We start from the raw sequence: 24,188 nt of genomic DNA, 5'->3' as shown, positions 1-24,188 counted from the left end.
CCATGCGACGAACCGCCCTGCTCGTCTGCGCCACTTTGCTGACCGGGCTGCTGCCCCTGGCCGCCGCGGGCACGGCGGCCGGGGCGGACGACCCCGCCCCCGTCCCGGTGGACCGCTTCGAGGGCGAGGTCCCCTTCGCCTCCCCGCCCGCCGGAGGCATCTTCACCTGGGGCGGCGACGCCGACGACCCGCCCCGACTCGCCCTCACCGAAAGGGCGGACGCCCCCGAGGGCGCCAAGGTCCTCACCGGCACCTACGACATCAGCGGCTACGGCGGCTTCACCCACGACTTCGCCTTCGCCGAGCCCGCCCACGACTGGTCGGCGAGCAAGGGCGTCCGCTTCTGGTGGGAGGGCAGGAACAACGGCAGCAAGGTCAGCTTCGAGCTCAAGGACGGCGGCGCCAACGGCGAGGCCTCCGAACTCTGGACGACCTCCTTCACCGACGACTTCACCGGCTGGAAGCGGATCGAGATCCCCTTCACCGACTTCGCGTACCGCACGGACTACCAGCCGGTCGGCGGTATCGACCAGATCCTCGGCCTCACCGGGATCTGGGGGTACGCCCTCACGCTCCCCGTCGGGATCAGCGGCCGGTTCGCCATGGACGGCGTCGAGTTGTACGGCAAGGCGGATCAGTCGCTGCGCGCCTCCGTCACCACCGGCTCCGCCGTGTACCCGGTGAAGGAGGGCGCCACGGCGACGGTCGGCGTCACTCTCGGCACGACCGGTTCCGCCCCGATCACCGACCCCGTGACCGTCACGTACGAGACGACCACCGGGGGTACGGCATCGGACGGTGCCGACTACACACCCGTCCGCGGCGAGTTCACCTTCCCCGCGGGCACCGCATCCGGCACCTCCCGCACGATCCAGGTCCCCACCCGCAAGGACAGGGCTGCGGAGTCGGCGGAGACGATCCCCCTCAAACTCACGGTCACCGGAGCCAGGGCCCCGGCCGAGACCCCGCAGATCGTCATCGACGCGCACGGACTCCCGTATCTGAACGGCAAGTTGCCGGTGAAGCGGCGGGTCGCCGACCTCCTCTCCCGGATGTCCCTGGCGGAGAAGGCAGGCCAGATGACCCAGGCCGAGCGCGGCGCGGTCGCGGCGACGCCCGGTGACATCGCCTCCTACGACCTCGGCTCACTGCTCTCCGGCGGCGGCTCGACGCCCACGCCCAACACCCCGGCGGCCTGGGCGAAGATGGTCGACGGCTTCCAACTCCGGGCGCAGGCAACTCGGTTCCAGATCCCGTTGATCTACGGGGTGGACGCGGTGCACGGCCACAACAACCTCACCGGCGCCACGATCCTGCCGCACAACATCGGCATCGGGGCCGCCAGAGATCCCCAACTCGCCTACGGGGCAGGGAAGGTGACGGCGGCCGAGGTCCGGTCCACGGGCATCTCCTGGGACTTCGCGCCCTGCCTCTGCGTGGCCCGTGACGAACGCTGGGGGCGGACGTACGAGTCGTTCGGTGAGGACCCGGCGCTCGTCGAGTCGATGGAGACGGTGATCCAGGGCCTGCAAGGGCGCGCGAACGGCACGGAGTTGAAGAGGAACGACAAGGTCCTCGCCACCGCCAAGCACTTCGTCGGCGACGGCGGCACCGCGTACGGCTCCTCCACCACCGGCTCGTACACCATCGACCAGGGCGTCACCCAGGTCACCCGGCAGCAGCTGGAGGCGGTCCACCTCGCGCCCTACCAGGACGCCGTCGACCGGGGAGTCGGCTCGGTCATGCCGTCCTATTCCTCCCTCGACATCGCGGGGGACGGCCAGGGACCGGTGAAGATGCACGCCCGCGCGGACATGATCAACGGCGTGCTGAAGGGCCGGATGGGCTTCGACGGCTTCGTCATCAGTGACTGGCAGGCCATCGACCAGATTCCCGGCGACTACGCCTCCGACGTCCGTACGTCAGTCAACGCGGGCCTCGACATGATCATGGTCCCGTACGCCTACAAGGACTTCCACACCACCCTCGTCGCCGAGGTGAACGCCGGCCAGATCAATGGCAGCCGGATCGACGACGCCGTCTCCCGCATCCTCACCCAGAAGTTCAAGCTCGGCCTCTTCGAGCGCCCGTACGCCGACACGAGCGGCGCGGCGGACATCGGCTCGGCCGAACACCGTTCGGTGGCACGGCAGTTGGCGGCGAAGTCACAGGTACTGCTGAAGAACGCCGACAGCGTGCTGCCCCTCAGCAAGTCCCAGAAGGTGTACGTCGCCGGGTCCAACGCCGACGACATCGGCAACCAGACCGGCGGCTGGACCGTCACCTGGCAGGGCTCCTCCGGCGACATCACCGAGGGCACGACCATTCTTGAGGGCATGCGGAAGGCCGGCGGCGACATCACCTACTCCAAGGACGCCTCCGCCCCGACCGCCGGATACGACGTCGGTGTGGTGGTCGTCGGCGAGACCCCGTACGCCGAGGGCGTCGGCGACGTCGGCAACGGCAACGACCTGGCGCTGAGCGACGCCGACAAGGCGGCGGTCGACCGGGTGTGCGCGGCGATGAGGTGCGCGGTGCTGGTGGTCGCCGGGCGCCCCCAGCTCGTCGGCGACCGGCTCGGTGACATCGACGCCCTGGTCGCCTCCTGGCTGCCGGGCACCGAGGGCGACGGCGTCGCCGACGTGCTCTACGGCAGGCGCGCGTTCACCGGCCAACTCCCGCTCACCTGGCCGAAGTCGGAGGCCCAGCTGCCGATCAACGTGGGCGACGCGGCGTACGATCCGCAGTTCCCGTACGGCTGGGGTCTGACGACGAGGACCAAGATCCCGGAGGGCGGCGAGAAGACCCTGAAGGAGCTGACGGCCGTGGCGGGCGTGGCCGAGCGGGCGCACGACGGGAAGACGGGACTCGCCCTCGTCACCCGGGCACGGCTGATCGTGCAGCAGAAGATCGGGCAGAACGTCACGTCGGCCGCCGCCAAGCCCTTCGCCGACGCCGACCATCTGCTGCTGACCGGGCGGTACGGCGCGGCCGTGGAGAAGCTGCGGGCCGCGTACCGGGCGGCCTGAGCCATGCGGGAGCGGTCCTGGTGAGGAAGGGGGGCGGAAGCCTCACCGGGACCGATCTCCGTTTCCGCGCCGGCTCAGGTAGCGTCGAGGATATGAAGGCCGAGGACATGAAGGCCGTATCGGTCCGACCTCTCGTACGCCTGCTGCTGGTGCCTCTCGTCGCGACACTCGCGGTACTCGCGCTGCTGACGGCCGCCGCGCCCGGCGCACACGCGGTCACCGACCTCTCGAAGATCGCCGAGGCACTGCGCGCGGGCCCGGTGTACGTGGACCCGGCCGCCTCCGACCTGCTGTCCTCGTCCGACGCGGACGCGCTCGCCGCCAGGATCAAGGACGCGGACAAGCCCGTCTTCGTGGCTGTCCTCCCGGCCGGCTACCCGACCGAGAACCTCGCCACGAACCTCCGTACGGAGACGGGTATCACAGGGCTGTACGCCCTCCGTGTCGGTGACGTCTTCGACGCGCGGGCCGACGACAGGGTGCTCAGTCGGTCGACGGTCGGCAACCTGGTGACAGCGGTCCGGAGCGCGGGCGACACGAAGGCGCAGCTCAACGACTTCGTCGATGCGGCATTGCGCGGCAACGTCGGCGGTTCGGCGCCCGCCACCTGGAGCGGCTCGGAGGGCGGCGATGACGGCGGAGTGAACACGGGGGCGCTGATCGCGTTCGGCGCGGTGCTGGCGGCGTGCGGGGCCGGTACATACGCGCTGGTCCGGCGCAACCGCGCGCGGCGCGAGGACGAGCGGCGGGCCGCGCTGGCCAAGCTGACGGTCGTCGTCGACGAGGACATCACCGCGTTCGGCGAGGAACTCGACCGGCTCGACTTCCACCCCGCCGAGGCGGGCGCCGACGACGCGATGCGCGCGGACTACGAGCGGGCGCTGGACGCGTACGAGAAGGCGAAGTCGCTGATGGCGGCCATCCGGCGGCCGGAGGAGGTGCGCGCGGTGACGCAGGCCCTGGAGGACGGCCGGTTCTCGCTCGCGCAACTCGCCGCGCGCCGCGAGGGCCGCCCGCTGCCCGAACGCCGTGGCCCCTGCTTCTTCGACCCGCGCCACGGCCCGTCGGTCGCCGACGCGACCTGGACACCGGCGGGCGGCGCACCCCGCGAGGTCCCGGTCTGCGCCGCCGACCGCGCTCGTCTGGCCGACGGCCTCGACCCGACGATCCGCGAGGTGGAGACCGCCTCGGGGCCCCGCCCCTACTGGGACGCGGGCCCGGCGTACGGCCCCTGGGCGGGTGGCTACTTCGGCGGTGGTATCCTCCCCGGCCTCCTGGTCGGCACGATGCTCGGCAGCATGATGGCCACGCCGTCCTACGCGGCCGACTACGGCTCCGGATACGGCGACTTCGGCAACACCGGTGGCTTCGAGGGCGGCGACGTGTCCGGCGCTGACTTCGACCCGGGTGACTTCGGGGGCGGGTTCGGGGGAGGGGACTTCGGCGGGGGCGGGGATTTCGGGGGCGGTGGGGACTTCGGCGGGGGGTTCTGAGCAGACGCCGGAAAATCCAGCCTCTTGGGGATCCCCCCTCGGGGGAGTTTGAGGAGCGGGGGTTCGGGGGCAGCGCCCCCGAGGACGGGACGGGTAGGGGCGGCGGGGGGACTCACTCCGGACACGGACACGGACACGGGCCCGGCGCTGGGAGCGCCGGGCCCGCGGACGTCGTACGGGATGCGATGAAGACGAGGCTCAGAGAGTCGACGCCGCCGAGGCGATGGCGGAGGCGAAGGTCGAGACCTCGCTGTAGACGCCGGGGGCATTGGCGCGGGCGCAGCCGTCGCCCCAGCTGACGATCCCGACCTGGACGAACGCACCGGCGTTGTCCTTGCGGAACATCGGGCCGCCGGAGTCACCCTGGCAGGTGTCTACGCCGCCCGAGGCGAAGCCGGCGCAGATCTCGTCGCCGGCGATGAGCCCGCTGTAGCTGCCGCCGTACGCCTTACAGGTGGCGTCACTGATGAACGGCACCGTGGCCTTCAGCATGTAGCGCTGCTGAGCGCCGCCCTCACGGGCCGCACCCCAGCCGGCGACGGTGAAGTCACCGGTGTTGTACTGCGTGGTGGTGGTGATCTTCAGCGTCGGCAGGTTGATCGGCGTGGCGAGCTTGATCAGCGCCCAGTCCTTGCCGTTGCCGTTGTAGCCCGGGGCCTGGAGGACCCGGGTGGACTTGACCTGGACACGGCCGGAGGTGGACTGGAGGTCCACGACACCGGCGGTGGCCGTGATGCTCGTGTTGGCGCCCGAGCCGCTGACACAGTGCGCGGCGGTGAGCACGATCTGCTGTGTGTACAGCGCGCCGCCACAGCCCATGGACAGCCGGACCATGAAGGGGAACTCGCCCTGCGCGGCACGGGTTCCGCCGACGACGGGAGCCGGGGCGGCCTGCGCGGCGGAGAGAGGCTGCAGGCTGATGATCGCGAGCGCGGCGGCGCCGGCGGCAGCGGTTCTCTTGAGCGCGGTGATGAGCTTCTTCAACGTGATGCCTTCCGTGGGGGGTTGGACATACGCAGAAATGTCAGGCCCATGCCAAAGAAACAGAAAGAACTCGTGCTTTTGCTGGCATGAGCTGGTCAAAATCTGTTGAAGGATTATGAGAACGCTGTGAGGGCGCCCACAAGGGGCGAATTCAGGCCGCGCCGATCGAGCCACCGGGCTGGATCGGGGTCGGAGGAGGTCTGTGTCCGGGGTTATCCGGCGGCGTCGGGCAGCCGCAGCCAGTCCGCCCAGGACAGCTCCCGCCCGATGAACCGGGGCTTCACGAAGGGCCAGTCGTCGGCGATCCACTGCGGCACAAGAGCGTCGAGGGCCTGCTCCACCACACCGCCCACGGCGCTGTCCACAACCCACCAGGAGATCTCGGCGTCGGCGCCGGCCTTCTCGGGCGGATCGATGTAGACGCATCCGAGTTCGACGGTCTCGTCGTCGTTGAGCAGCACGTAGTTGAAGGACTCGTGGGCGTCGGCCTCGGCGGCGTGCCGCTCCAGATCGGCGAGATTCGCCTCGTACGTGATGGTGTCGGCGGGCCACCCCCAGGCCTCCCCGAAGATGCTCCACAACCGCTCGCGCGAGCCCATGACGGTCGGGTGGTCGAGCGCGGCGTCGGCCCCACGAATCGGCCGCAGATGAAGCCCGCCGGGCACGTCGACGTGCGGCGGGTGAACGAAGTCAGCGGGGAGCCAGGTCATGGACGGAGGCTAACTCGCGGGCGGGGGCCTCGCACCGGGTTATTCACACCGGGTTGTTCCGGGGGAGCGGGCCACCGGCGGCCGTACCGTTCCCCGGCGGCGTGCCACCAGCCGGGCGGTGAGACGCCGTTGCCGTGAGGGGACGTCACCTGCCCGGGGTGAAGCCCGAGCTTCCGCAGCGCGTTCGACGTCACGTACACGGTGAACCATCCGCGCCAGTGCCCATCGTTCCCGGGCCCACACGCGAGGTCGTACCGAACCTCGTCGGGGACGAACGGCATCCAGTCGACGCCGCGTTCTCGCAGTCAAGCCCGCACGGCGGCAAGGGGCCCGGGTCGCCCGGGAAGGTTCTCGCAGGAGGCAACGATGATCCACTCGGTGTTGTCCATGGGGTGATTGTCCCCTGGGAGTCAGGCCCGGTCGAGGAAGGTGGCCCAGGTGCTGGGGGCGACGGTGAGGACGGGGCCGGAGGGGTTCTTGGAGTCCCGGATGTGGATGCCGGAGGTGTGGGCGGCGACTTCGAGGCAGTTGCCGCGGCCCGGCGGCTTCGCGGAGGTCGACGCGGCCCAGGCGGACGGGCGTTGGGAGGCGGCGTACGAGTCCCAGCGCAACGCCTCCGTCCCGGACGACCTCGTCGCCGCGCTGGAGGGTGACCCTCGCGCCAAGGCGGCCTTCGAGGCGCTCGGCAGGACGGATCAGTACCAGCTCGTACTACCGCTGCTCAAGGCCCGTACGCCGGACATCCGGGCCGCACGCCTCGCGGCAGCCGTCGCCGGACTCGCGGAAGGAGCGCCAAGTCCAGGAGCCTGAGCGGGAGTCTGGGCACCCGACACACGGCCGCCCGCCTGGTCGGGGAACGACCGGGCGGGCGGTTCGTCTCCGCTCCGTGGGTGCCGGCGTCGCGGCATCCGGAGCGGCGCGCGTCGTGTCACGCGTTCCTGATGGCCGAGATGTCGAAGTTCAGCTTGATCTTGTCCGACACCAGCACCCCGCCCGTCTCCAGCGCCGCGTTCCAGGTCAGGCCCCACGCCGAGCGCAGGATCTCCGCCTTGCCCTCGAAGCCCACGCGCTCGTTGCCGAACGGGTCCTTCGCCGCGCCGTTGAACTCCAGGTCGATGGAGATCGGCTTGGTGGTGCCGAGGATCTCCAGGTCGCCGGTGATGCGGTAGTCGGCGCCGCCGAGGGACTCCGCCTTGGTGGAGCGGAACGTCATCGTCGGGAACTCGTCCGTGCGGAAGAAGTCCGCGCTCTTCAGGTGGCCGTCACGGTCGGCGGAGCCCGTCTCGATGCTGTTCATCGTGATGTCGAGGGAAGCTGTGGAGTTGGTGGGGTCGGCGCCGTCGAGGTGCAGGGTGCCCTCGAACTCCTGGAAGCTGCCCTTCACGTTCGTCACCATGGCGTGCCGGGCGACGAAACCGAGGGTCGTGTGGGACGGGTCGATCGTGTAGTCGCCGGTCAGCGCGGCGAGCTCGGGGGCCACCGCGGTCGCCACGGACGAGGTGGCGGCGTCGCTGTCGGTGGTGTTCTTGCGGCCGAAGATGCTCATGACGGGACTCCTTGGGGCGGGTTGTTGAATCTTTAATCAGTCCAACGAGATGAACCATAGCCTCATTCCGTTCAATGTTCAACATTATCCGTAGGGTGCTCGCGGCGTTACCCCCAGTGGCGTAGTCCCGCCCGATGAACTCCGAGGGCCCCGCTTCGCCGCTCGTACCTGGCTCGCGTCCCACTCGGGCCCCGGTCGACGCGCGCTCGACGTTCGCTCGACAGCTTTGTGGAACTTCTACAAGGCGCATGCCCTCTGAGCAGTCGGGTCGCCTGCATGCCGGCGTTGTTCTGTTCAGGGGTACCAGGAAAACGCGCCGGAGACTGTACGGAGTCGACGGCCCGGTTTCGTCGCTCGGCTTCGTATGGTCGCTACATGACCGTTTTGGATGAGGCGCAGGGTGAGTCCACGGGCGAGCCGACGGGGGAGCTGGCGGGGGAGCCGACGGACGCGCGCGGGCGTGTGGCCGAACTGCACCAGATCCGTGCGCAGGCTCTGGCCGGGCCCAGCGAGAAGGCCACCGAGGCGCAGCACGCGAAGGGCAAGCTGACCGCCCGGGAGCGCATCGAGCTGCTCCTCGACCCGGACTCGTTCAACGAGGTCGAGCAGTTGCGCCGGCATCGGGCGACCGGGTTCGGTCTGGAGGCCAAGCGGCCGTTCACCGACGGTGTGATCACCGGCTGGGGCACGGTGGAGGGCCGTACGGTCTTCGTGTACGCCCATGACTTCCGTATCTTCGGCGGCGCGCTGGGCGAGGCCCACGCCACGAAGATCCACAAGATCATGGACATGGCCATCGCGGCCGGGGCCCCGCTGGTGTCGCTCAACGACGGCGCCGGCGCCCGTATCCAGGAGGGCGTCAGCGCCCTGGCCGGATACGGCGGCATCTTCCAGCGCAACACCAGGGCCTCCGGCGTCATCCCGCAGATCAGCGTGATGCTCGGCCCGTGCGCCGGCGGCGCGGCCTACAGCCCCGCCCTGACCGACTTCGTCTTCATGGTCCGCGAGACCTCACAGATGTTCATCACCGGCCCCGACGTCGTCAAGGCGGTCACCGGCGAGGAGATCACCCAGAACGGCCTCGGCGGCGCCGACGTCCACGCCGAGACCAGCGGCGTCGCCCACTTCGCCTACGACGACGAGGAGACCTGCATCGCCGAGGTCCGCTACCTCCTCGCGATGCTCCCCCAGAACAACCGCGAGAACCCCCCGCGCGTCGACTCCGAGGACCCCGCCGACCGCCGCGGCGACATCCTGCTCGACCTCGTCCCCGCCGACGGCAACCGCCCCTACGACATGACCAAGGTCATCGAGGAACTCGTCGACGACGGCGACTACCTCGAGATCCACGAACGCTGGGCCCGCAACATCATCTGCGCACTCGGCCGCCTCGGCGGCCAGGTCGTCGGCATCGTCGCCAACCAGCCCCAGACCCTCGCCGGCGTCCTCGACATCGAAGCATCGGAAAAAGCTGCGCGCTTTGTCCAGATGTGTGACGCTTTTAACATCCCGATCGTCACGCTGCTGGATGTCCCCGGCTTCCTGCCGGGCGTCGACCAGGAGCACGGCGGAATCATCCGGCACGGCGCGAAGCTGCTCTACGCCTACTGCAACGCGACCGTTCCGAGGATCTCGCTGATCCTGCGCAAGGCGTACGGAGGCGCGTACATCGTCATGGACAGCCAGTCCATCGGCGCCGACCTCACCTACGCCTGGCCGACGAACGAGATCGCCGTGATGGGCGCCGAAGGTGCCGCAAACGTCATCTTCCGACGCCAGATCGCGGACGCAGAGGACTCCGAGGCGATGAGGGCTCGGATGGTCAAGGAGTACAAGTCCGAGCTGATGCACCCCTACTACGCCGCCGAGCGCGGTCTGGTCGACGACGTCATCGACCCGGCCGAGACCCGCTCGGTGCTCATCAGGTCGCTCGCGATGCTGCAGACCAAGCACGCCGACCTGCCCTCGCGAAAGCACGGCAACCCCCCTCAGTGATCCCCCCTGGTAACCCAGCGGATCCTTCGCGGTCCATCCGCGGAAACCTCTCTCACGGAGACTGTGACCTATGAGCACCTCTGACATTCGCGTCGAGAAGGGCCACGCCGAGCCCGAGGAAGTCGCCGCCATCACGGCGATCCTGCTGGCCCGCGCGGCATCGGCACCGGCGAGCGCCCCGTCCCACCGCGGACGCCCGAAGGCCGGCTGGCGCCGCCTGGAGCGCGAGGGCGGCTTCCGCGCCCCGCACAGCTGGCACTAGCCGTACGACGCGGCGAAGGGCCCCTCTACCTGTAGAGGGGCCCTTCGCCGCGTCAGGGGCGCGAACAAGCCACTGGGCCGCCGCGGACGATGTACAACCGTCCGGGGCAGCCCAGTAGCCGCAAGAACCACCTACTACCGCAGGCGAGCCATCAGCGCGTGCTCCACGAGAGTGATCAGCGCACTCTTCGCATCCGCCCGATGACGAGCGTCCGTCGTGATGATCGGAGTGTCAGGCCCGATCTGCAGAGCCTCCCGCACCTCGTCCGGGTTGTACGGCTGGTTCCCGTCGAACCCGTTCAGGGCGATCACAAAGGGAAGCCCCGAGTTCTCGAAGTAGTCGACGGCCGGGAAGCAGTCGGCAAGGCGCCTCGTGTCGACGAGGACGATCGCGCCGATCGCGCCGCGCACCAGGTCGTCCCACATGAACCAGAAGCGGTCCTGGCCGGGCGTACCGAAGAGGTACAGGATCAGGTCCTGGTCCAGGGTGATACGGCCGAAGTCCATGGCCACCGTGGTGGTGGTCTTGTCCCCGGTGTGCGTCAGGTCGTCGATACCCGCGGACGCGGACGTCATGACGGCCTCGGTACGCAGCGGATTGATCTCCGAGACGGCCCCGACGAACGTGGTCTTGCCCACGCCGAAGCCGCCCGCCACCACGATTTTCGCGGACGTGGTGGAGCGGGAAGGCCCTCCGCTAGAGCTTGCGAAGTCCACTGAGCACCCTTTCGAGCAAAGTCACGGCTGGCTGCCCGCCGGCGCTCTCGTCGCCGCCGGGCTGATGAATGGCGACCAGGCCTGCCTCCGCCAAGTCGGCGACGAGGATCCTGGCCACGCCGAGGGGGATGGTCAGCAACGCCGAGATCTCGGCCACCGACTTGATCTCTCGGCAGAGGTTGCAGATGCGCTGATGCTCGGGCAACTGGCCCTGCATCTGGTGCGGCTGCGCAGTGGTGTGCACCAGCGCCTCGATGGCGAGCTGGTAGCGCGGGCGCGTCCGGCCGCCGGTCATGGCGTAGGGACGCACCAGGGGATTGCTCGCGCCTCCGGCGGGCGACGGCTCCGAAGAGCGGCGCTGCGGCTGCACGGGCTGGATGCGCGGCGCCGGCGGCTGGTCGTACGGCGACGGCCCGGGACCCTGCGGGTTATGGGGCGCGTACGGCGGCTGCCGACGGTGACTCGGTGCGGAGGGGAAGTTGTACCGGTTCTGGTCACCCTGGCCCTGACCCTGGCCAGGGCCGTACGACCAATTGCCCGAGGGCGAACCGCCTGGGGGTGTTGCCACTTTCTTCTCCTCCTCCGACTGTGCCGGGCACCGCATCACTGTGGAGCCGCGTCCGAAACCTACCGTCCCGGGACGCCAAAACGCACCGTCTGACTGTTAGTTGAGAATGCTCCCTTGGAGCTCCGCACGCAGATCGGGTGTCAGGACCGTACCGGCACGGTCGACCAGAAGCGCCATCTCGTACCCGATGAGACCGATGTCGGCCTCCGGATGCGCAAGCACAGCGAGGGAGGAACCGTCGGAAACGGACATGAGGAAGAGGAATCCCCGCTCCATCTCCACAACCGTCTGGTTCACGCTGCCGCCCTCGAAAATGCGCGAGGCACCCGCGGTGAGGGAGGTCAGACCGGAGGCGACAGCGGCGAGCTGGTCCGCACGGTCCCGCGGAAAGCCTTCGGACATCGCCAGCAGGAGTCCGTCGGCGGAGACCACCACCGTGTGCGACACCCCGGGGGTGTTGTCCACGAAGTTGGTGATCAACCAGTTCAGGTTCTGCGCCGCCTGGCTCATCGGACTCACACTAACGCTCCTGGTTGTAGGTGCTGTCAGGCCCACCGTGGTGATTCCTGGTGGCCTGGCCGTTCGTCTCACTACCTGCGGTGCGACCCCGCTGGACGCCCCGGCGCAGGTTGCTCAACCTGCCCCGGATGTCCTCGGGAGCGCGGGAGACCGACGGGCCGCCCTGGGCGGTCGCTTCCGCGGCGCCCTCGATCAGGTTGGCCTTCGGTACCCGGCGCGGCAGGCCGGAGGAGGTCACCCCGCCCGCCTTGGGCTTGCGGAGCTGTGAGGCCTGCTGCCAGCGCTCGTCGTTGGCCGAGCGCCAGTCGTCGGGACCGGTTCCGTTCCCGTTCCCGTTCGCGTTGCCGTTCTGCTCCGCGGGAGCGAGGGCGGGCGCCGGTGTCTCCTGGCCCACGTGCTGCCGGGAGGTGCCGTTGCTGGTGCCGTTGCTGGTACCGCTCGTGGTGGATCCACGGCGGGGGAGCCCGGCATCGGTGAGCGCGTGGGCGGCGGAGGGCGCCGGTCCCGGACGCTCGAAGCCTACGTGATTTCGCTCACTCACGTCAGCGGCCTGCGCGGACTCCGTTTCAGGAGCGTACTCGGAGCTGTGCCCGTTCTGGTAACCGTCCGGCTGCGGCCAGTCATCCTGGTGCCGCCGCTCCTCGAAGGGCGAGAAGCTCTCCGGTGCGGAGGCGTGGGCCGGGGCGGGCTCTTCCTGGACGGGTTCCGCGTACCCGGGCTCCGGGTAACCGCCGTTCCCGTTCGAGGACGGGTAGCCGCCGTTCGTCGACGGGTACTCGCTGCCGGTCGACGTGAAGTCGTCCGTCTGCTGGAAGCCGCTGCTTCCGTTCCCGTTGTAGTACGGCTCCTCGTACGACGGCTGCTGCCGCTCCTCGTACGCGGTCTGCTGGTCGTAGCCCGCGAAGGGCTCCTCCAGGGCCGGGGTCTGGCCGTTCGGCGCGCTGAAGTCGTCGCCGTACGCGGGGGCCTCGTTGGCCTCCTGCGGGCCCGACTCGGGGTGCGACTGCGCCTCGAGCTGCGCCCGGCGCTCCTCACGCATCAGGGAGCGGCCCACCGGGTCCAGCTCGCGGATGTCGTCCGGGACCTCGGTGTAGCGGCTGTCGTCGAAGCCGAGCTCGGCGGCCGTACGCATCGGCTGCATCTGGGCGGCCTGGAAGTTCTCACCGACGTACTGCTGTTGCTGCTGCTCGGGGATGATCTGCGAGACGGTGAACTCGTCGCGCTGCATCTGCTGCTCGCCACCGCCACCGTGGGTGATGGCGTCCGGGAGCATGACCAGCGAGGTCGTACCGGCCTGCTCGCCCGAGGGGCGGAGCTGGACGCGGATACCGTGCCGGTCGGACAGCCGGCCGACCACGAACAGGCCCATGCGCTGGGAGATCGCGGCGTCCACGGTCGGCGGGTTGGCCAGCTTGTGGTTGATGTCCGCGAAGTCCTCGGCGGTGAGGCCGATGCCCTTGTCGTGGATCTCGACCATGATGCGGCCGTCGGGAAGACGGGTCGCCGTGACGCGGACCTTGGTCTGCGGGGAGGAGAACGTGGTGGCGTTCTCCAGCAGCTCGGCGAGCAGGTGCACGAGGTCGGTGACCGCGCGGCCGTGGATCTCGGCCTCCGGTACGCCCGACAGCTCGACGCGCTCGTACTGCTCCACCTCGGAGGAGGCGGCGCGCAGGACGTCGACCAGCGGGACAGGCTGGTCCCAGCGGCGGCCGGGCTCCTCGCCGGCGAGCACGAGGAGGTTCTCGCCGTTGCGGCGCATACGGGTCGCGAGGTGGTCCAGGCGGAAGAGGTTCTCCAGCTGGTCCGGGTCGGCCTCGTTGTTCTCCAGCTCGGTGATCAGGGTCAGCTGACCCTCGATCAGGGACTGGTTGCGGCGCGACAGGTTGGTGAAGATCGCGTTGATGTTGCCCCGCAGCAGGGCCTGCTCGGCGGCCAGTCGGACCGCCTCGCGGTGGACCTGGTCGAAGGCGCGGGCGACTTCGCCGATCTCGTCCGTGGTGTTGATGGGGATGGCGGCGACCCGGGTGTCGACGCGTCCGGGGTCGGTGCGCGAGAGCTGGTCGACCAGCATCGGCAGACGCTGCTCGGCGATGCCGAAGGCGGCGTTGCGCAGCTGGCGCATCGCGCGGCTCATCTGGCGGGCCACCATGCCGGCCAGGATGAACGCGGCGAGCAGGGCGACCACGACGGCCGCGCCCACGATGAACGCGTCGCGCTTGGCCTCGTCGGAGATGTTGGACGCCTCGTTGACCGCGCCCTTGGAGAGGTCCGACTCCAGCTTCAGGTACGCGTTGTACTTCAGCGTGTTGACCGCCCACCAGTTCTGGGGCGTGATGCCGCTCGCCGCGAGGCCGGCGCGCGCACTGGCGTCGGTCGTGGAGAGCGAGGCGATCCCCGAGATCATCTTGGTGGGATCGGCCGGCGGCGCGACATAGGTCTCGCCCTTGGCCGCGGCGGCCTGCGCGGCCTGCTCGGCCATCGCCTTGCCGTCGGCCGTGACCTGGACCGTCGCGTCCTGGAGCTTCTTGGCGTCCTGCTCGGTACCGCCCGCGATGTACTCCGCGACGGCGATCCGCTCCAGGTACGCGTACGAGGAGAGGGCGATGCGCTGGCTCTGGAAGCTGCTCTGGCCGGGGCCGGGCTTGATCAGCAGGTGCATGCCGATGGCGCGCTCCAGCGACACGGAGGCCTTGGTGAGCGAGATGGCGTACACGGTCCGGCCGTAGCTGGTGATGTTGCCCGTGCCCAGGCCCAGCTCGTTGGAGAACTCCATCAGGGTGTGCGTGAGAGCGGTGTAGCTCTCCTCGGACTGCACACCGGTGAGCTTGGAGGTGTAAGCGGCCGCACGGACCGCCGCCAGCTGCGGCTCGACCTCGCGGAACAGCTTCAGCCGGCGCTCGACGCTCGGTTTGTCCGGGATCTTCTGCGCGGCGACGTCAAAGGCGTCGGCCGCCTTGTCCGTGGCGGCGCGGGCCTTGACGACCGTCTCGTCGTCCTCGCCCTTGCCCTGGAGCAGGGGCGCCGCGGTGATGTCGCGCTCCTGGAAGAGGGCGTCGCCGTAGACCAGAGCGGCCTGCACGAGGCGCGCGGTCTTCTCCGCGTCCTCGGCCTCCTGCCAGGTGTCGATCGAGCTCTTCACCTGGAAGCCGCCCATGACAAGGCCGACCACCACGGGTATGAGCAGGATCGCGTTCAGCCTGGTCGGCACGCGCCAGTTGCGCGGGGAGAAACGGCTGCCGCTCGGGGGGAGTGGCGCCATCGGCTCCGAGCCGGGCACCTGGCTGGACGCCACTCCGCGCGGCGGCGGGGTGAAGTTGCCCCGCGCCGACGGCTCGGGACCGTTCTTGCTTCGCCTCACTCGACCAACAACCTCTCGGCGGAAGGCACCAACGTTGTGCCGCAGTCTCTCAGAGCCGGTAAGCCAAAGCCCCTCCGCAGAGGTACGTCTTTGACTATTAGGCAGTTCAGGCATTCCAGCACGTCAGCCTTCGCTCTTCCAAACGTCGAAATGCGAAGATCCATAACGATGTAAGCCCCAGATAAAACGGTCATAAAGAACGAGCCCCGCCAAAAGGCGGGGCCTATGTGAGCGCAGCGAGACCAGGTGACCGCGACGCGTGGCCATACCACCAGATATCTCTGTCGAAACGTTATGAACACCGAGGCCGACCGTGTCAAAGGCCACAGTCGGCTCCGGTGTATCTACGACAACTGCCGTAGGGCATGGTTGTTCTGGCTACCGCAGGCGTGCCATCAGCGCGTGTTCCACGAGAGTGATCAGCGCACTCTTCGCATCCGAGCGGTGCCGGGCGTCCGTCGTGATGATCGGAGCGTCCGGCCCGATCTGGAGCGCCTCGCGCACCTCTTCGGGGTTGTACGGCTGGTGTCCGTCGAAGCCGTTGAGCGCGATGACGAAGGGCAGGCCGCTGTTCTCGAAGTAGTCGACCGCGGGAAAACAGTCCGCGAGCCGGCGGGTGTCGACCAGGACCACGGCACCGATCGCGCCGCGCACCAGGTCGTCCCACATGAACCAGAAACGGTCCTGACCCGGCGTACCGAAGAGGTACAGGATCAGGTCCTGGTCCAGGGTGATACGGCCGAAGTCCATGGCCACCGTGGTGGTGGTCTTGTCCCCGGTGTGCGTCAGGTCGTCGATACCCGCCGAGGCCGAGGTCATGACGGCCTCGGTACGCAGCGGGTTGATCTCCGAGACGGCACCCACGAACGTGGTCTTGCCCACGCCGAACCCGCCCGCGACCACGATCTTCGCGGAGGTGGTGGCCCGGCCCCCGTCAGAGCTTGCGAAGTCCACTGAGCACCCTTTCGAGCAGTGTCACCGCTGGTGCACCGCCGTTGTTCTCGTCGCCGCCCGGCTGGTGGATGGCGACCAGTCCGGCCTCGGCGAGGTCCGCGACGAGGATGCGGGCCACACCGAGGGGCATGGCCAGGAGCGCCGACACCTCGGCCACCGACTTGACCTCGCGGCACAGATGGCAGATGCGCTGGTGCTCGGGCAGCAGACCCATCAGCTGGGCCGGGTCGGCCGTCGTGCTGATCAGCGCCTCGATGGCGAGCTGGTAGCGCGGCCGGGTCCGGCCGCCGGTCATGGCGTACGGCCGGACCAGCGGCTGGTCGCCCTCGTCCTCGTACGTATGAGCGTACGGATCATGAGAGGCGGTGGGCGGGGTCATGAATCCTCCGGGCGGGACAGCGTCGGTCAGTCTTGCCGTCTGACAGGGCCGGTGGGGGAGATGTGGCGGCCGGACGGTGTTTTGGTGAGGCGGGTGGATCCGGAGCGGTCAGTGGAGCAGACTGCCCTGTAGTTCGGCACGCAGGTCGGGGGTGAGCACTGCGCCCGCCCGGTCGACCAGGAGTGCCATCTCGTAGCCGACAAGGCCGATGTCGCACTCGGGGTGGGAGAGGACCGCCAACGACGATCCGTCCGAGACGGACATGAGGAAGAGGAAGCCCCGCTCCATCTCGACGACCGTCTGGGCCACCGTGCCGCCCTCGAAGATGCGCGAGGCACCCGCGGTGAGCGACGTGAGCCCGGAGGCGACGGCGGCGAGCTGGTCGGCGCGGTCCCGGGGGAAGCCCTCCGACATCGCCAGAAGGAGGCCGTCGGCTGACACGACGACGGTGTGGGACACACCGGGGGTGTTGTCCACGAAGTTGGTTATCAACCAGTTGAGGTTCTGTGCCGCCTGGCTCATCTGGCTCAACTATCGCTCCTGCTGGTGAGTGGGGCTGGGGAAGCTGCCCGTCTGGTCGGGGCCGGTACCGGCCTGTCGACCTTGGGCGATGCCCCTACGGAGATTGGTCAGCCGGCCGCGCACGTCATCGGGCGCACGCGAGACCGCCGGACCACCTTGGTGCTGTTGTTGCTGGGCCGTACCCGGTACGAGGTTCGCACGCGGGACCCGGCGCGGAAGGCCGGAAGTAGTGACGCCACCGGCGGCCGGCTGGCGGACGCCCGCGGCCTGCCGGACCAGCTCGTCGTTCGGCGAGGTGCGCCAGGAGCCGGTCGCGGCCGGCGTGGTCGCCGGACGCGGGGGAGTCGGCACGGAGGACGGCTGCGAGAGCGCCGAACCGTTGCCGTTGGTGCTGCTCCCGTTGCCGTTTCCGTTGGCCGGCGGCTGCCCCTGCTGACCCTGCCCGTGGAACCAGTTGGTCTCCAGGGTGTCGTACAGCGGTGTCCGTCCGTCACCGGGGCCGGCCGGCGGCAGTGCCTCCGGCTGCGGCGGGCGCGGCGGGACCGGCGGACGGGAGCCGCCGAAGTCGGCGGGACCACGGCCCGCGCCCGGCTGCGGGCGCTCGAACTGGCCGGTGGACGACGGGTCCTGCTGACGGCGGGGCACCGGGCCCCGGCCGTCGAAGCCGGAGGGCGCGGGGAACTGGCCGGTCGAGCCGGAGTCGTACCCGGTCGGCGCGGGGAACTGGCCCGTCGAACCGCTGTCGTACGACGACGGCGTGAACTGCCCGTTGCTCGGGGGGTTCTGAGGACTCTGGGGTCCGCCGGGCGGGGTGCCGAAGACGTCCGAGCGGACGTACGACCCGTTGTTCTGCTGGCCGTTGGTGTCGCCGGAGCCGTTGTAGCCGGGCAGCGGGAACTGGCCGGTGTCCGAAGGGCCGCCCGGACGCGGGGCGTTGAAGTCGGGGCGGGCGAACTCGGAGGTGACGCCCGGGTTCTGGAGATCGTCGAGGCGGGGCATCCGTGAAGTGGAGTCCGGCTCCTCGTGACCGCGCGGGGTGTCCAGCGAGGCGCGCGGCACCGGAGGCTGCGCGTTCTCGTCGCTCCAGCTCGGACGCGACGGCGCGTTGCCACCGGGCAGCTCCGGACGCGTCGCACCGCCACGCGGCGGGAGCTGCGGACGGCGCCCGCCGCCCTGTCCCTCCCCGCGCTGCGGTGTCGCGGGACCGCGCGAGCCGCCGAAGGCGTCCTGACGTCCGGCGTTGCCGAAGGCGTCCTGGCTCTGACGCGCGCCGGATCCGTCACCGAAACCGCCGGCGGCCTGGAGGCCCTGCGGAGCACCCGGCGCCTGGCCGCCGAAGCCGCCCGCGCCCGCCCCGGCCGGAGCCGGCCTGCCGCCCTGCTGAGGAGCACCGGGACCCTGCGGTCCACGCGGCGCTCCGCCGTGTCCACCCGGGCGACCGCCCGCGTCCCGGCCGGGCAGCGCGGCACGTGCGCCCTGGCCCGAGCCGACCTGACCGCGCGGCGCGGCACCGGCGCCGAGGAGTCCGCCACCGGCGGGAGCGCCCTGGCCACCGCCCCGGCGAGCCGCGGCCACTCCGGCGGCGGCCTGCGCGGCGGCGGGACCGCCCACGGCGGGAGCGCCCTGGCCGCCCTTGCCGGCCGGAGCGGGCTTCTTGCCGCCCTGGGCGACATCGACGGGGAGCATGACCAGCGCGGTCGTACCACCGGAGTCGGAGGGACGCAGCTGGATCCGGATGCCGTGGCGCTGCGAGAGGCGGCCGACCACGAACAGACCCATGCGGCGGGAGACCGACACGTCCACGGTGGGCGGTGCGGCGAGCCGCTCGTTGATCGCCGCGAGGTCCTCGGGCGAGAGGCCGATACCGGTGTCGTGGATCTCGATCAGGACGCGGCCGTCGGGCAGCGCGTGACCGGTGACCTTGACCTTGGTCTGCGGGGAGGAGAACGACGTGGCGTTCTCCAGCAGCTCGGCGAGCAGGTGGACGAGGTCGTTGACGACCCGGCCGGCGACCTCGGTGGTCGGGACCGAGGAGAGCTCGATGCGCTCGTACTGCTCCACCTCGGAGGCCGCGGCGCGCAGCACGTCGACCAGCGGGACCGGACGGGTCCAGCGACGGCCGGGCTCCTCACCGGCGAGGACGAGAAGGTTCTCGCCGTTCCGGCGCATACGGGTCGCGAGGTGGTCGAGCTTGAAGAGGGAGGACAGCTGGTCCGGGTCGGCCTCGCGGGACTCCAGTTCGGAGATGAGCGACAGCTGACGCTGGATGAGGCCCTGGGAGCGGCGCGAGAGGTTGGTGAACATCGCGTTGACGTTGCCTCGCAGGAGGGCCTGCTCGGCGGCCAGTCGGACGGCCTCGCGGTGCACGTCGTCGAAGGCCGCGGCCACCTGGCCGATCTCGTCCCGGGAGTGCACACCGACCGACTCGACGGACGTGTCGACGTCCTGCGGGTCGGACTCGGACAGCTGCTTGACCAGCTCGGGCAGCCGGTCCTGGGCGACCTTGGTCGCGGTGTCCTGGAGCCGGCGCAGCGAGCGGATCATGGACCGGGCGACGACGAAGGCGCCGACCAGCGAGACACCGAGCACGAGCAGGATCAGCGCACCGGAGATGATCGCTTCCTGCTCGGCCTCGTTGCGCAGCTCACGAGCCTTCTGCTCCATCTGGTTGAGCAGCGTGATCTCGATGGTCTTCATCTGCTGGATCTTCGCCGAGTCGTCGTCGATCCAGTCCTTGTAGGAGCGCTTCTGCAGCCCCTGGATACCGTCCCTGCTCTGCAGGATGCGCTTGGCGTAGAGGTCGGCCGCCGTGATCGTCGGGCTGCCGTCGTCGATCGACTTGAGGAGATCCTCGGAGCCGCCGCCGTAGATGCTCTTGAAGCTGTCGAGTTCGGAGTCCTGGCTGTTCAGCGCCGACTCGGCGTAGAGCCGGTCGTTCTCCGACAGCTTGCCGAGCGTCTTGTTGTCCTCGGGCAGCGCCGCCGCGATGACCGCGCGCTGGATGGACGCGTACTCCTTGGCCGAGGAGAAGGCGGCCAGCGAGCGGGTACGCGTGATCATCTCGGGGTTGCTGGTCGCCTCGGCCATGTCCTGGGAGAGGTCGAGCAGCTGGGTGACGAGCCGGTGGTAGGCCTCGACCGTCTGCGTCGAGTTCCTCTGGTCCTCGTAGGCGTTGCTGCGGATCTCGCTGAGCTTGCTCAGCTCGGCGACGAGACCCACCAGGCTGTCGCGGACGCCCTCGAGGGTGCCGCTCTTGCTGGCGGTGTCGATCTCCTCGGAGCCGTCGATGAAGTTGGCGAGGGCGCGGTCGGTCTTGTCGCGTACGCCCTTGACGCTGTAGTCACTGGCGGACGCACCGTGCGCGAGCGGACCGGCCGACTGGTCGCGCTCCTCCTGGAGCGCGGCGGACAGCTCGGTCGCCTGCTTGGTGATGTCCGTCAGCAGCCGCATGTTGTCGAGCTGCTGGATGTCGTCCATGTTGTCGCTGATGCGCAGTGCGCCGAGCGAGGTCGCCGCGACCACGGGGAGCGCGAGCAGCGAGACCAGACGGGTCGAGATACGCCAGTTGCGCAGGGCTATTCGCGAACCGGGGCCGGTGGGGGCCTTGGCGGGCCTCTCGGGTGGCGTGGCGGGCGCGGGCCCACCGGACGCCGGGCCCTTGCCGCCGGGCGCACCACTGCCGAGGCGTGTCGACCGCTCGCCGTTGTCGCCGGACAGAGCTGCCTGGCCCGCGTTCTGGGCGTGCTGGGGGGAGGAACCGTTACCGGCTCCGTTGTGTGGCTCCGGCTCCGCCGAAGCGCTGCCATCCCTCTTGAAACGTCCCTGCACTAGCGTCGCAACCTCTGGACCAGGCGCCCTTCCGCGTGAACGGACGGACGGTGTCGGCGTATAGGGGGCGCCCTGAAATACGCCCCCCATGGTGGTCGTGAGTAAACCCGGCGCGGTTCCCCCTAACGTGCCGCCGCTCGGCGCTGCGTTCGCGCCCCCTGTGCGCCGGCTCGTATCCCGCGGCGGTCCGTGGAATTCCAGCACAGTGCAGGATCTCCAACAAGGCCAATGGGTCACGGTGTGACGACGATGACACCTCGTGAGCACCGTGTCACGAGGCGTAGAAAGCGATTCCCTACATACCGGACGAAATCCCACGTGTCGCGTGGACAGTCACGGTGTCCAGGTCGCCATGATCAGGAGCGGAATGAGGGCTTCAGTGAGGCAATGTCCGTTTCATGAAGGAGGGTCGAGGGTCGGAATTGACCGGTTTGCCCGTGGATTCGTGAGCAAACTCACATGCCGTTCGGGGGGTCCCCATGACTTCCCCGGGGAATCGCATGTTTAGCCTGACGCTTTACAGAGATGGCAAATCCGACAACCCGTGCGCGGACGGCGGCTCCCCGCCGGTCCGGGCACCCCGACACGACAGGGTCGAGGACTACAACAGTGAAGACGACGACGATGTTCCACAACATCGCAAACCCGCGCCGCACGACGCTGGCGCACCTGACGGACGCCGACGAGCTGGCGCCCGTCGAGCAGCCGGAGCACTCCGTAGACCTCCCCACCCAGACCGCCAACCCCCGCCGCACCATTCTCATGGACGCCCCGGTCGCGGCCTCCGTCGCGGAGTAGTACGCGCGATCACCGCCCGGTTGTTCAGGGCGGACACGGCGAATATCTGTGTGTCAAGGGCGCCTCTGCCCCTCGTGCCCGGTCCACGGCGTACGAAGGGCATGGGCGCCCTCGCCTTATTGCGCGAGGCGCCCGCCCGCGGCGCGTTAGCCTGGACCGTCAGACGTCGGCCGGACCAGCAGAGGGGCGCAGGAATCCCGTGCGCATCGCCAGATTCTCCATTGACGGGAACGTCGCCTTCGGCGCTGTCGAGGGCGACAAGCCGGACGAACTAGTCCTCGACATCATCAAGGGCATCCCGTTCGCCGACTTCGAGCTCTCCGGCACGAAGGTCCCCCTCGACAAGGTCCGGCTGCTGCCGCCGGTGCTCCCCAACAAGGTCGTCGCCTACGGCCGCAACTACGCGGAGCACGCGAGGGAACTCGGCAACGAGGTGCCCGACGCCCCGTTCGCCTTCTTCAAGCCGTCCACCTCGGTGATCGGCTCCGGCGACGACATCCAGTACCCGTCCTTCTCCGAGGAACTGCACCACGAGGCCGAACTCGCCGTGGTCATCGGCCGGATGTGCCGCGAGGTCCCGCGCGAGCGCGTCAAGGAGGTCATCCTCGGCTACACCTGCGCCAACGACATCACCGCGCGGGACGTCCAGAAGCGCGAGAAGCAGTGGGCCCGGGCGAAGGGCTTCGACACCAGCTGCCCCCTCGGCCCCTGGGTGGAGACGGACCTCGACCCGTCCGACCTGACGATCCAGCTCACGGTCAACGGCGAGCAGCGCCAGCTGGGCCGCACCAGCGAGATGATCCACTCCATCGAGGACCTGATCGTCAACATCACCGAGGCCATGACGCTGCTCCCCGGCGACGTGATCCTCACGGGCACCCCGGCAGGCGTCGGACCGCTCACCGTCGGCGACGAGGTCGCCGTCACCATCGAAGGCATCGGCACTCTCACCAACAAGGTTGTCAAGCGTGGCTAGCGCACCCGACCCCGCCGTCCGAGTACGGTTCTGCCCGTCGCCCACCGGTAACCCCCATGTGGGCCTGGTCCGTACGGCCCTGTTCAACTGGGCGTACGCCCGCCACACCGGCGGCACGTTCGTCTTCCGCATCGAGGACACCGACGCGGCCCGCGACTCCGAGGAGTCGTACGAGCAGCTGCTGGACTCGCTGCGCTGGCTGGGCTTCGACTGGGACGAGGGCCCGGAGATCGGCGGCCCGCACGCCCCGTACCGCCAGTCGCAGCGCATGGACACCTACAAGGACGTGGCGGCCAGGCTCCTGGAAGCGGGCCACGCGTACCACTGCTACTGCTCCACGGAGGAGCTGGACGCCCGCCGCGACGCCGCCCGCGCGGCCGGCAAGCCCTCCGGCTACGACGGCCACTGCCGCGCGCTGACCGCCGAGCAGGTGTCGGCGTACACCGCCGAGGGCCGCAAGCCGATCGTCCGCTTCCGGATGCCCGACGAGACGATCACCTTCACGGACCTGGTCCGCGGCGAACTGACCTTCACACCGGAGAACGTCCCGGACTACGGGATCGTACGAGCCAACGGCGCGCCCCTGTACACACTGGTCAACCCGGTCGACGACGCGCTGATGGAGATCACGCACGTCCTGCGCGGCGAGGACCTGCTGTCGTCGACGCCGCGGCAGATCGCCCTGTACAAGGCGCTGACGGAGCTGGGCATCGCGAAGTCCGTGCCCGCCTTCGGGCACCTGCCGTACGTGATGGGCGAGGGCAACAAGAAGCTCTCGAAGCGCGACCCGGAGTCGTCGCTGAACCTCTACCGGGAACGCGGCTTCCTCCCCGAGGGCCTCCTCAACTACCTTTCCCTCCTGGGCTGGTCGCTCTCGGGCGACCAGGACATCTTCACGAGCGACGAGATGGTCGCCGCCTTCGACGTGGCGGACGTGAACCCCAACCCGGCCCGCTTCGACCTGAAGAAGTGCGAGGCGATCAACGCCGACCACATCCGGCTGCTGGACGTGAAGGACTTCACGGAGCGCTGCGCACCCTGGCTCCGGGCCCCCTTCGCCCCCTGGGCGCCGGAGGACTTCGACGAGACGAAGTGGCAGGCGATCGCCCCGCACGCCCAGACCCGTATCAAGGTCCTCTCGGAGATCACGGACAACGTCGACTTCCTGTTCCTGCCCGAGCCGGCCTCCGACGAGGCGTCCTGGACGAAGGCGATGAAAGAGGGCAGCGACGCCCTGCTGATCACGGCGAGGGAGAAGCTGGAGGCCGCCGACTGGTCCTCCGCCGAGTCCCTGAAGGAGGCTGTCCTGGCCGCCGGCGAGGCCCACGGCCTCAAGCTCGGCAAGGCCCAGGCCCCGGTCCGCGTGGCCGTCACCGGCCGCACGATCGGCCTGCCGCTCTTCGAGTCCCTGGAAGTCCTGGGCAAGGAGAAGACCCTGACCCGCATCGACGCGGCACTGGCCAGACTGGCCGCGTAGCCAAGGCACTTGGGAGGGCGGCGTCCGATCCGGGCGTCGCCCTCCAGCATGCCCGGCCCGGCCGTTCCCCTGGA

At 69.6% G+C, this 24,188-nt stretch carries 20 protein-coding genes; 8 read left to right on the top strand and 12 right to left on the bottom strand.

What is annotated here, in order from left to right; genetic code table 11:
• Positions 1–2: 2 nt before the first annotated feature.
• Together ACW4TU_RS12140 and ACW4TU_RS12135 are read left to right on the top strand one after the other, a co-directional pair.
• Positions 3–3,029 carry a glycoside hydrolase family 3 protein gene (locus ACW4TU_RS12140; protein ID WP_457427436.1) on the top strand — a complete coding sequence of 1,009 codons (3,027 nt, stop codon included), beginning with the start codon at positions 3–5 and terminating at the stop codon, positions 3,027–3,029.
• A gap of 107 nt (positions 3,030–3,136) precedes the next feature.
• A complete protein-coding gene (locus tag ACW4TU_RS12135; protein WP_457430050.1) occupies positions 3,137–4,522 on the top strand; it encodes a hypothetical protein in 1,386 nt (461 codons plus the stop codon).
• Between the two features lie 198 nt (positions 4,523–4,720).
• On the opposite strand, the gene ACW4TU_RS12130 is transcribed toward ACW4TU_RS12135, so the two are convergent.
• From ACW4TU_RS12130 to ACW4TU_RS12120, 3 genes are all read right to left on the bottom strand, one after another.
• On the bottom strand, positions 4,721–5,506 hold the full coding sequence (locus ACW4TU_RS12130; protein ID WP_457427434.1) for a S1 family peptidase: 786 nt from the start codon (positions 5,504–5,506) through the stop codon (positions 4,721–4,723).
• Positions 5,507–5,718: 212 nt separating this feature from the next.
• Positions 5,719–6,216 (bottom strand): GNAT family N-acetyltransferase, encoded by a 498-nt coding sequence (locus ACW4TU_RS12125; RefSeq protein WP_457427432.1) that lies wholly within the window; start codon positions 6,214–6,216, stop codon positions 5,719–5,721.
• A gap of 410 nt (positions 6,217–6,626) precedes the next feature.
• The gene (locus ACW4TU_RS12120; protein WP_457427430.1) at positions 6,627–6,827 is read right to left on the bottom strand and encodes a DUF397 domain-containing protein; all 201 of its coding nucleotides are present in this window, start codon (positions 6,825–6,827) and stop codon (positions 6,627–6,629) included.
• Between ACW4TU_RS12120 and ACW4TU_RS12115 the strand changes: the two genes are divergently transcribed.
• A complete protein-coding gene (locus ACW4TU_RS12115; protein ID WP_457427428.1) occupies positions 6,745–7,026 on the top strand; it encodes a YdeI/OmpD-associated family protein in 282 nt (93 codons plus the stop codon). The two genes, ACW4TU_RS12120 and ACW4TU_RS12115, sit on opposite strands and share 83 nt — an antisense overlap.
• 118 nt (positions 7,027–7,144) lie before the next feature.
• On the opposite strand, the gene ACW4TU_RS12110 is transcribed toward ACW4TU_RS12115, so the two are convergent.
• A complete protein-coding gene (locus ACW4TU_RS12110; RefSeq protein ID WP_457427426.1) occupies positions 7,145–7,762 on the bottom strand; it encodes a YceI family protein in 618 nt (205 codons plus the stop codon).
• Positions 7,763–8,137: 375 nt separating this feature from the next.
• Here ACW4TU_RS12110 and ACW4TU_RS12105 point away from each other — a divergent pair, with 375 nt between their 5' ends.
• Together ACW4TU_RS12105 and ACW4TU_RS12100 are read left to right on the top strand one after the other, a co-directional pair.
• Positions 8,138–9,757 carry an acyl-CoA carboxylase subunit beta gene (locus ACW4TU_RS12105; RefSeq protein WP_457427424.1) on the top strand — a complete coding sequence of 540 codons (1,620 nt, stop codon included), beginning with the start codon at positions 8,138–8,140 and terminating at the stop codon, positions 9,755–9,757.
• Positions 9,758–9,827: 70 nt separating this feature from the next.
• Complete coding sequence (locus ACW4TU_RS12100) at positions 9,828–10,019, top strand: acyl-CoA carboxylase subunit epsilon (protein ID WP_457427422.1); 192 nt, start codon at positions 9,828–9,830, stop codon at positions 10,017–10,019.
• Positions 10,020–10,153: 134 nt separating this feature from the next.
• Here ACW4TU_RS12100 and ACW4TU_RS12095 read toward each other — a convergent pair whose 3' ends face one another.
• The 8 genes from ACW4TU_RS12095 to ACW4TU_RS12060 form a co-directional block, all read right to left on the bottom strand.
• The gene (locus tag ACW4TU_RS12095) at positions 10,154–10,735 is read right to left on the bottom strand and encodes a GTP-binding protein (protein WP_026248371.1); all 582 of its coding nucleotides are present in this window, start codon (positions 10,733–10,735) and stop codon (positions 10,154–10,156) included.
• Positions 10,716–11,303: a DUF742 domain-containing protein gene (locus tag ACW4TU_RS12090; RefSeq protein ID WP_457427419.1), complete on the bottom strand. Its 588-nt coding sequence runs from the start codon at positions 11,301–11,303 to the stop codon at positions 10,716–10,718. The genes ACW4TU_RS12095 and ACW4TU_RS12090 overlap by 20 nt, the downstream gene beginning before the upstream one ends.
• Before the next feature lie 96 nt (positions 11,304–11,399).
• On the bottom strand, positions 11,400–11,813 hold the full coding sequence (locus ACW4TU_RS12085) for a roadblock/LC7 domain-containing protein (RefSeq protein WP_164323062.1): 414 nt from the start codon (positions 11,811–11,813) through the stop codon (positions 11,400–11,402).
• A gap of 10 nt (positions 11,814–11,823) precedes the next feature.
• Entirely contained in the window at positions 11,824–15,180 is a 3,357-nt protein-coding gene (locus tag ACW4TU_RS12080; RefSeq protein WP_457427417.1) for a sensor histidine kinase, read from the bottom strand.
• A gap of 378 nt (positions 15,181–15,558) precedes the next feature.
• Positions 15,559–16,134, bottom strand: a complete 576-nt coding sequence (locus ACW4TU_RS12075) for a GTP-binding protein (RefSeq protein ID WP_006375318.1) — start codon at positions 16,132–16,134, stop codon at positions 15,559–15,561.
• A complete protein-coding gene (locus tag ACW4TU_RS12070) occupies positions 16,115–16,513 on the bottom strand; it encodes a DUF742 domain-containing protein (RefSeq protein ID WP_006375303.1) in 399 nt (132 codons plus the stop codon). The genes ACW4TU_RS12075 and ACW4TU_RS12070 overlap by 20 nt, the downstream gene beginning before the upstream one ends.
• Before the next feature lie 108 nt (positions 16,514–16,621).
• The gene (locus tag ACW4TU_RS12065) at positions 16,622–17,035 is read right to left on the bottom strand and encodes a roadblock/LC7 domain-containing protein (protein ID WP_010984127.1); all 414 of its coding nucleotides are present in this window, start codon (positions 17,033–17,035) and stop codon (positions 16,622–16,624) included.
• A 9-nt stretch (positions 17,036–17,044) separates the two neighbouring features.
• On the bottom strand, positions 17,045–20,863 hold the full coding sequence (locus ACW4TU_RS12060) for a sensor histidine kinase (protein ID WP_457427414.1): 3,819 nt from the start codon (positions 20,861–20,863) through the stop codon (positions 17,045–17,047).
• 609 nt (positions 20,864–21,472) lie between these two features.
• Here ACW4TU_RS12060 and ACW4TU_RS12055 point away from each other — a divergent pair.
• The 3 genes from ACW4TU_RS12055 (at position 21,473) to gltX (ending at position 24,114) form a co-directional block, all read left to right on the top strand.
• Positions 21,473–21,661, top strand: coding sequence for a hypothetical protein (locus ACW4TU_RS12055; protein ID WP_457427413.1), 189 nt, complete (start codon positions 21,473–21,475; stop codon positions 21,659–21,661).
• Positions 21,662–21,860: 199 nt separating this feature from the next.
• A complete protein-coding gene (locus tag ACW4TU_RS12050; protein WP_457427411.1) occupies positions 21,861–22,637 on the top strand; it encodes a fumarylacetoacetate hydrolase family protein in 777 nt (258 codons plus the stop codon).
• Complete coding sequence (gene gltX, locus ACW4TU_RS12045; RefSeq protein ID WP_457427409.1) at positions 22,630–24,114, top strand: glutamate--tRNA ligase; 1,485 nt, start codon at positions 22,630–22,632, stop codon at positions 24,112–24,114. Before ACW4TU_RS12050 ends, gltX begins: the two co-directional genes overlap by 8 nt.
• Positions 24,115–24,188 lie beyond the last annotated feature (74 nt).

The sequence above is a fragment of the Streptomyces kryoterrae genome (assembly GCF_054072135.1).
Note: the sequence above shows the minus strand (reverse complement) of the source record. Positions and strands in the feature narration are given on the sequence as shown.

Coding starts and splice junctions, on each gene's coding strand:
- ACW4TU_RS12085 (WP_164323062.1), bottom strand. CDS start 11,813: ATGAGCCAGGCGGCGCAGAACCTGAACTGGTTGATCACCAACTTCGTG.
- ACW4TU_RS12100 (WP_457427422.1), top strand. CDS start 9,828: ATGAGCACCTCTGACATTCGCGTCGAGAAGGGCCACGCCGAGCCCGAG.
- ACW4TU_RS12140 (WP_457427436.1), top strand. CDS start 3: ATGCGACGAACCGCCCTGCTCGTCTGCGCCACTTTGCTGACCGGGCTG.
- ACW4TU_RS12105 (WP_457427424.1), top strand. CDS start 8,138: ATGACCGTTTTGGATGAGGCGCAGGGTGAGTCCACGGGCGAGCCGACG.
- ACW4TU_RS12135 (WP_457430050.1), top strand. CDS start 3,137: ATGAAGGCCGTATCGGTCCGACCTCTCGTACGCCTGCTGCTGGTGCCT.
- ACW4TU_RS12125 (WP_457427432.1), bottom strand. CDS start 6,216: ATGACCTGGCTCCCCGCTGACTTCGTTCACCCGCCGCACGTCGACGTG.
- ACW4TU_RS12065 (WP_010984127.1), bottom strand. CDS start 17,035: ATGAGCCAGGCGGCACAGAACCTCAACTGGTTGATAACCAACTTCGTG.
- ACW4TU_RS12110 (WP_457427426.1), bottom strand. CDS start 7,762: ATGAGCATCTTCGGCCGCAAGAACACCACCGACAGCGACGCCGCCACC.
- ACW4TU_RS12070 (WP_006375303.1), bottom strand. CDS start 16,513: ATGACCCCGCCCACCGCCTCTCATGATCCGTACGCTCATACGTACGAG.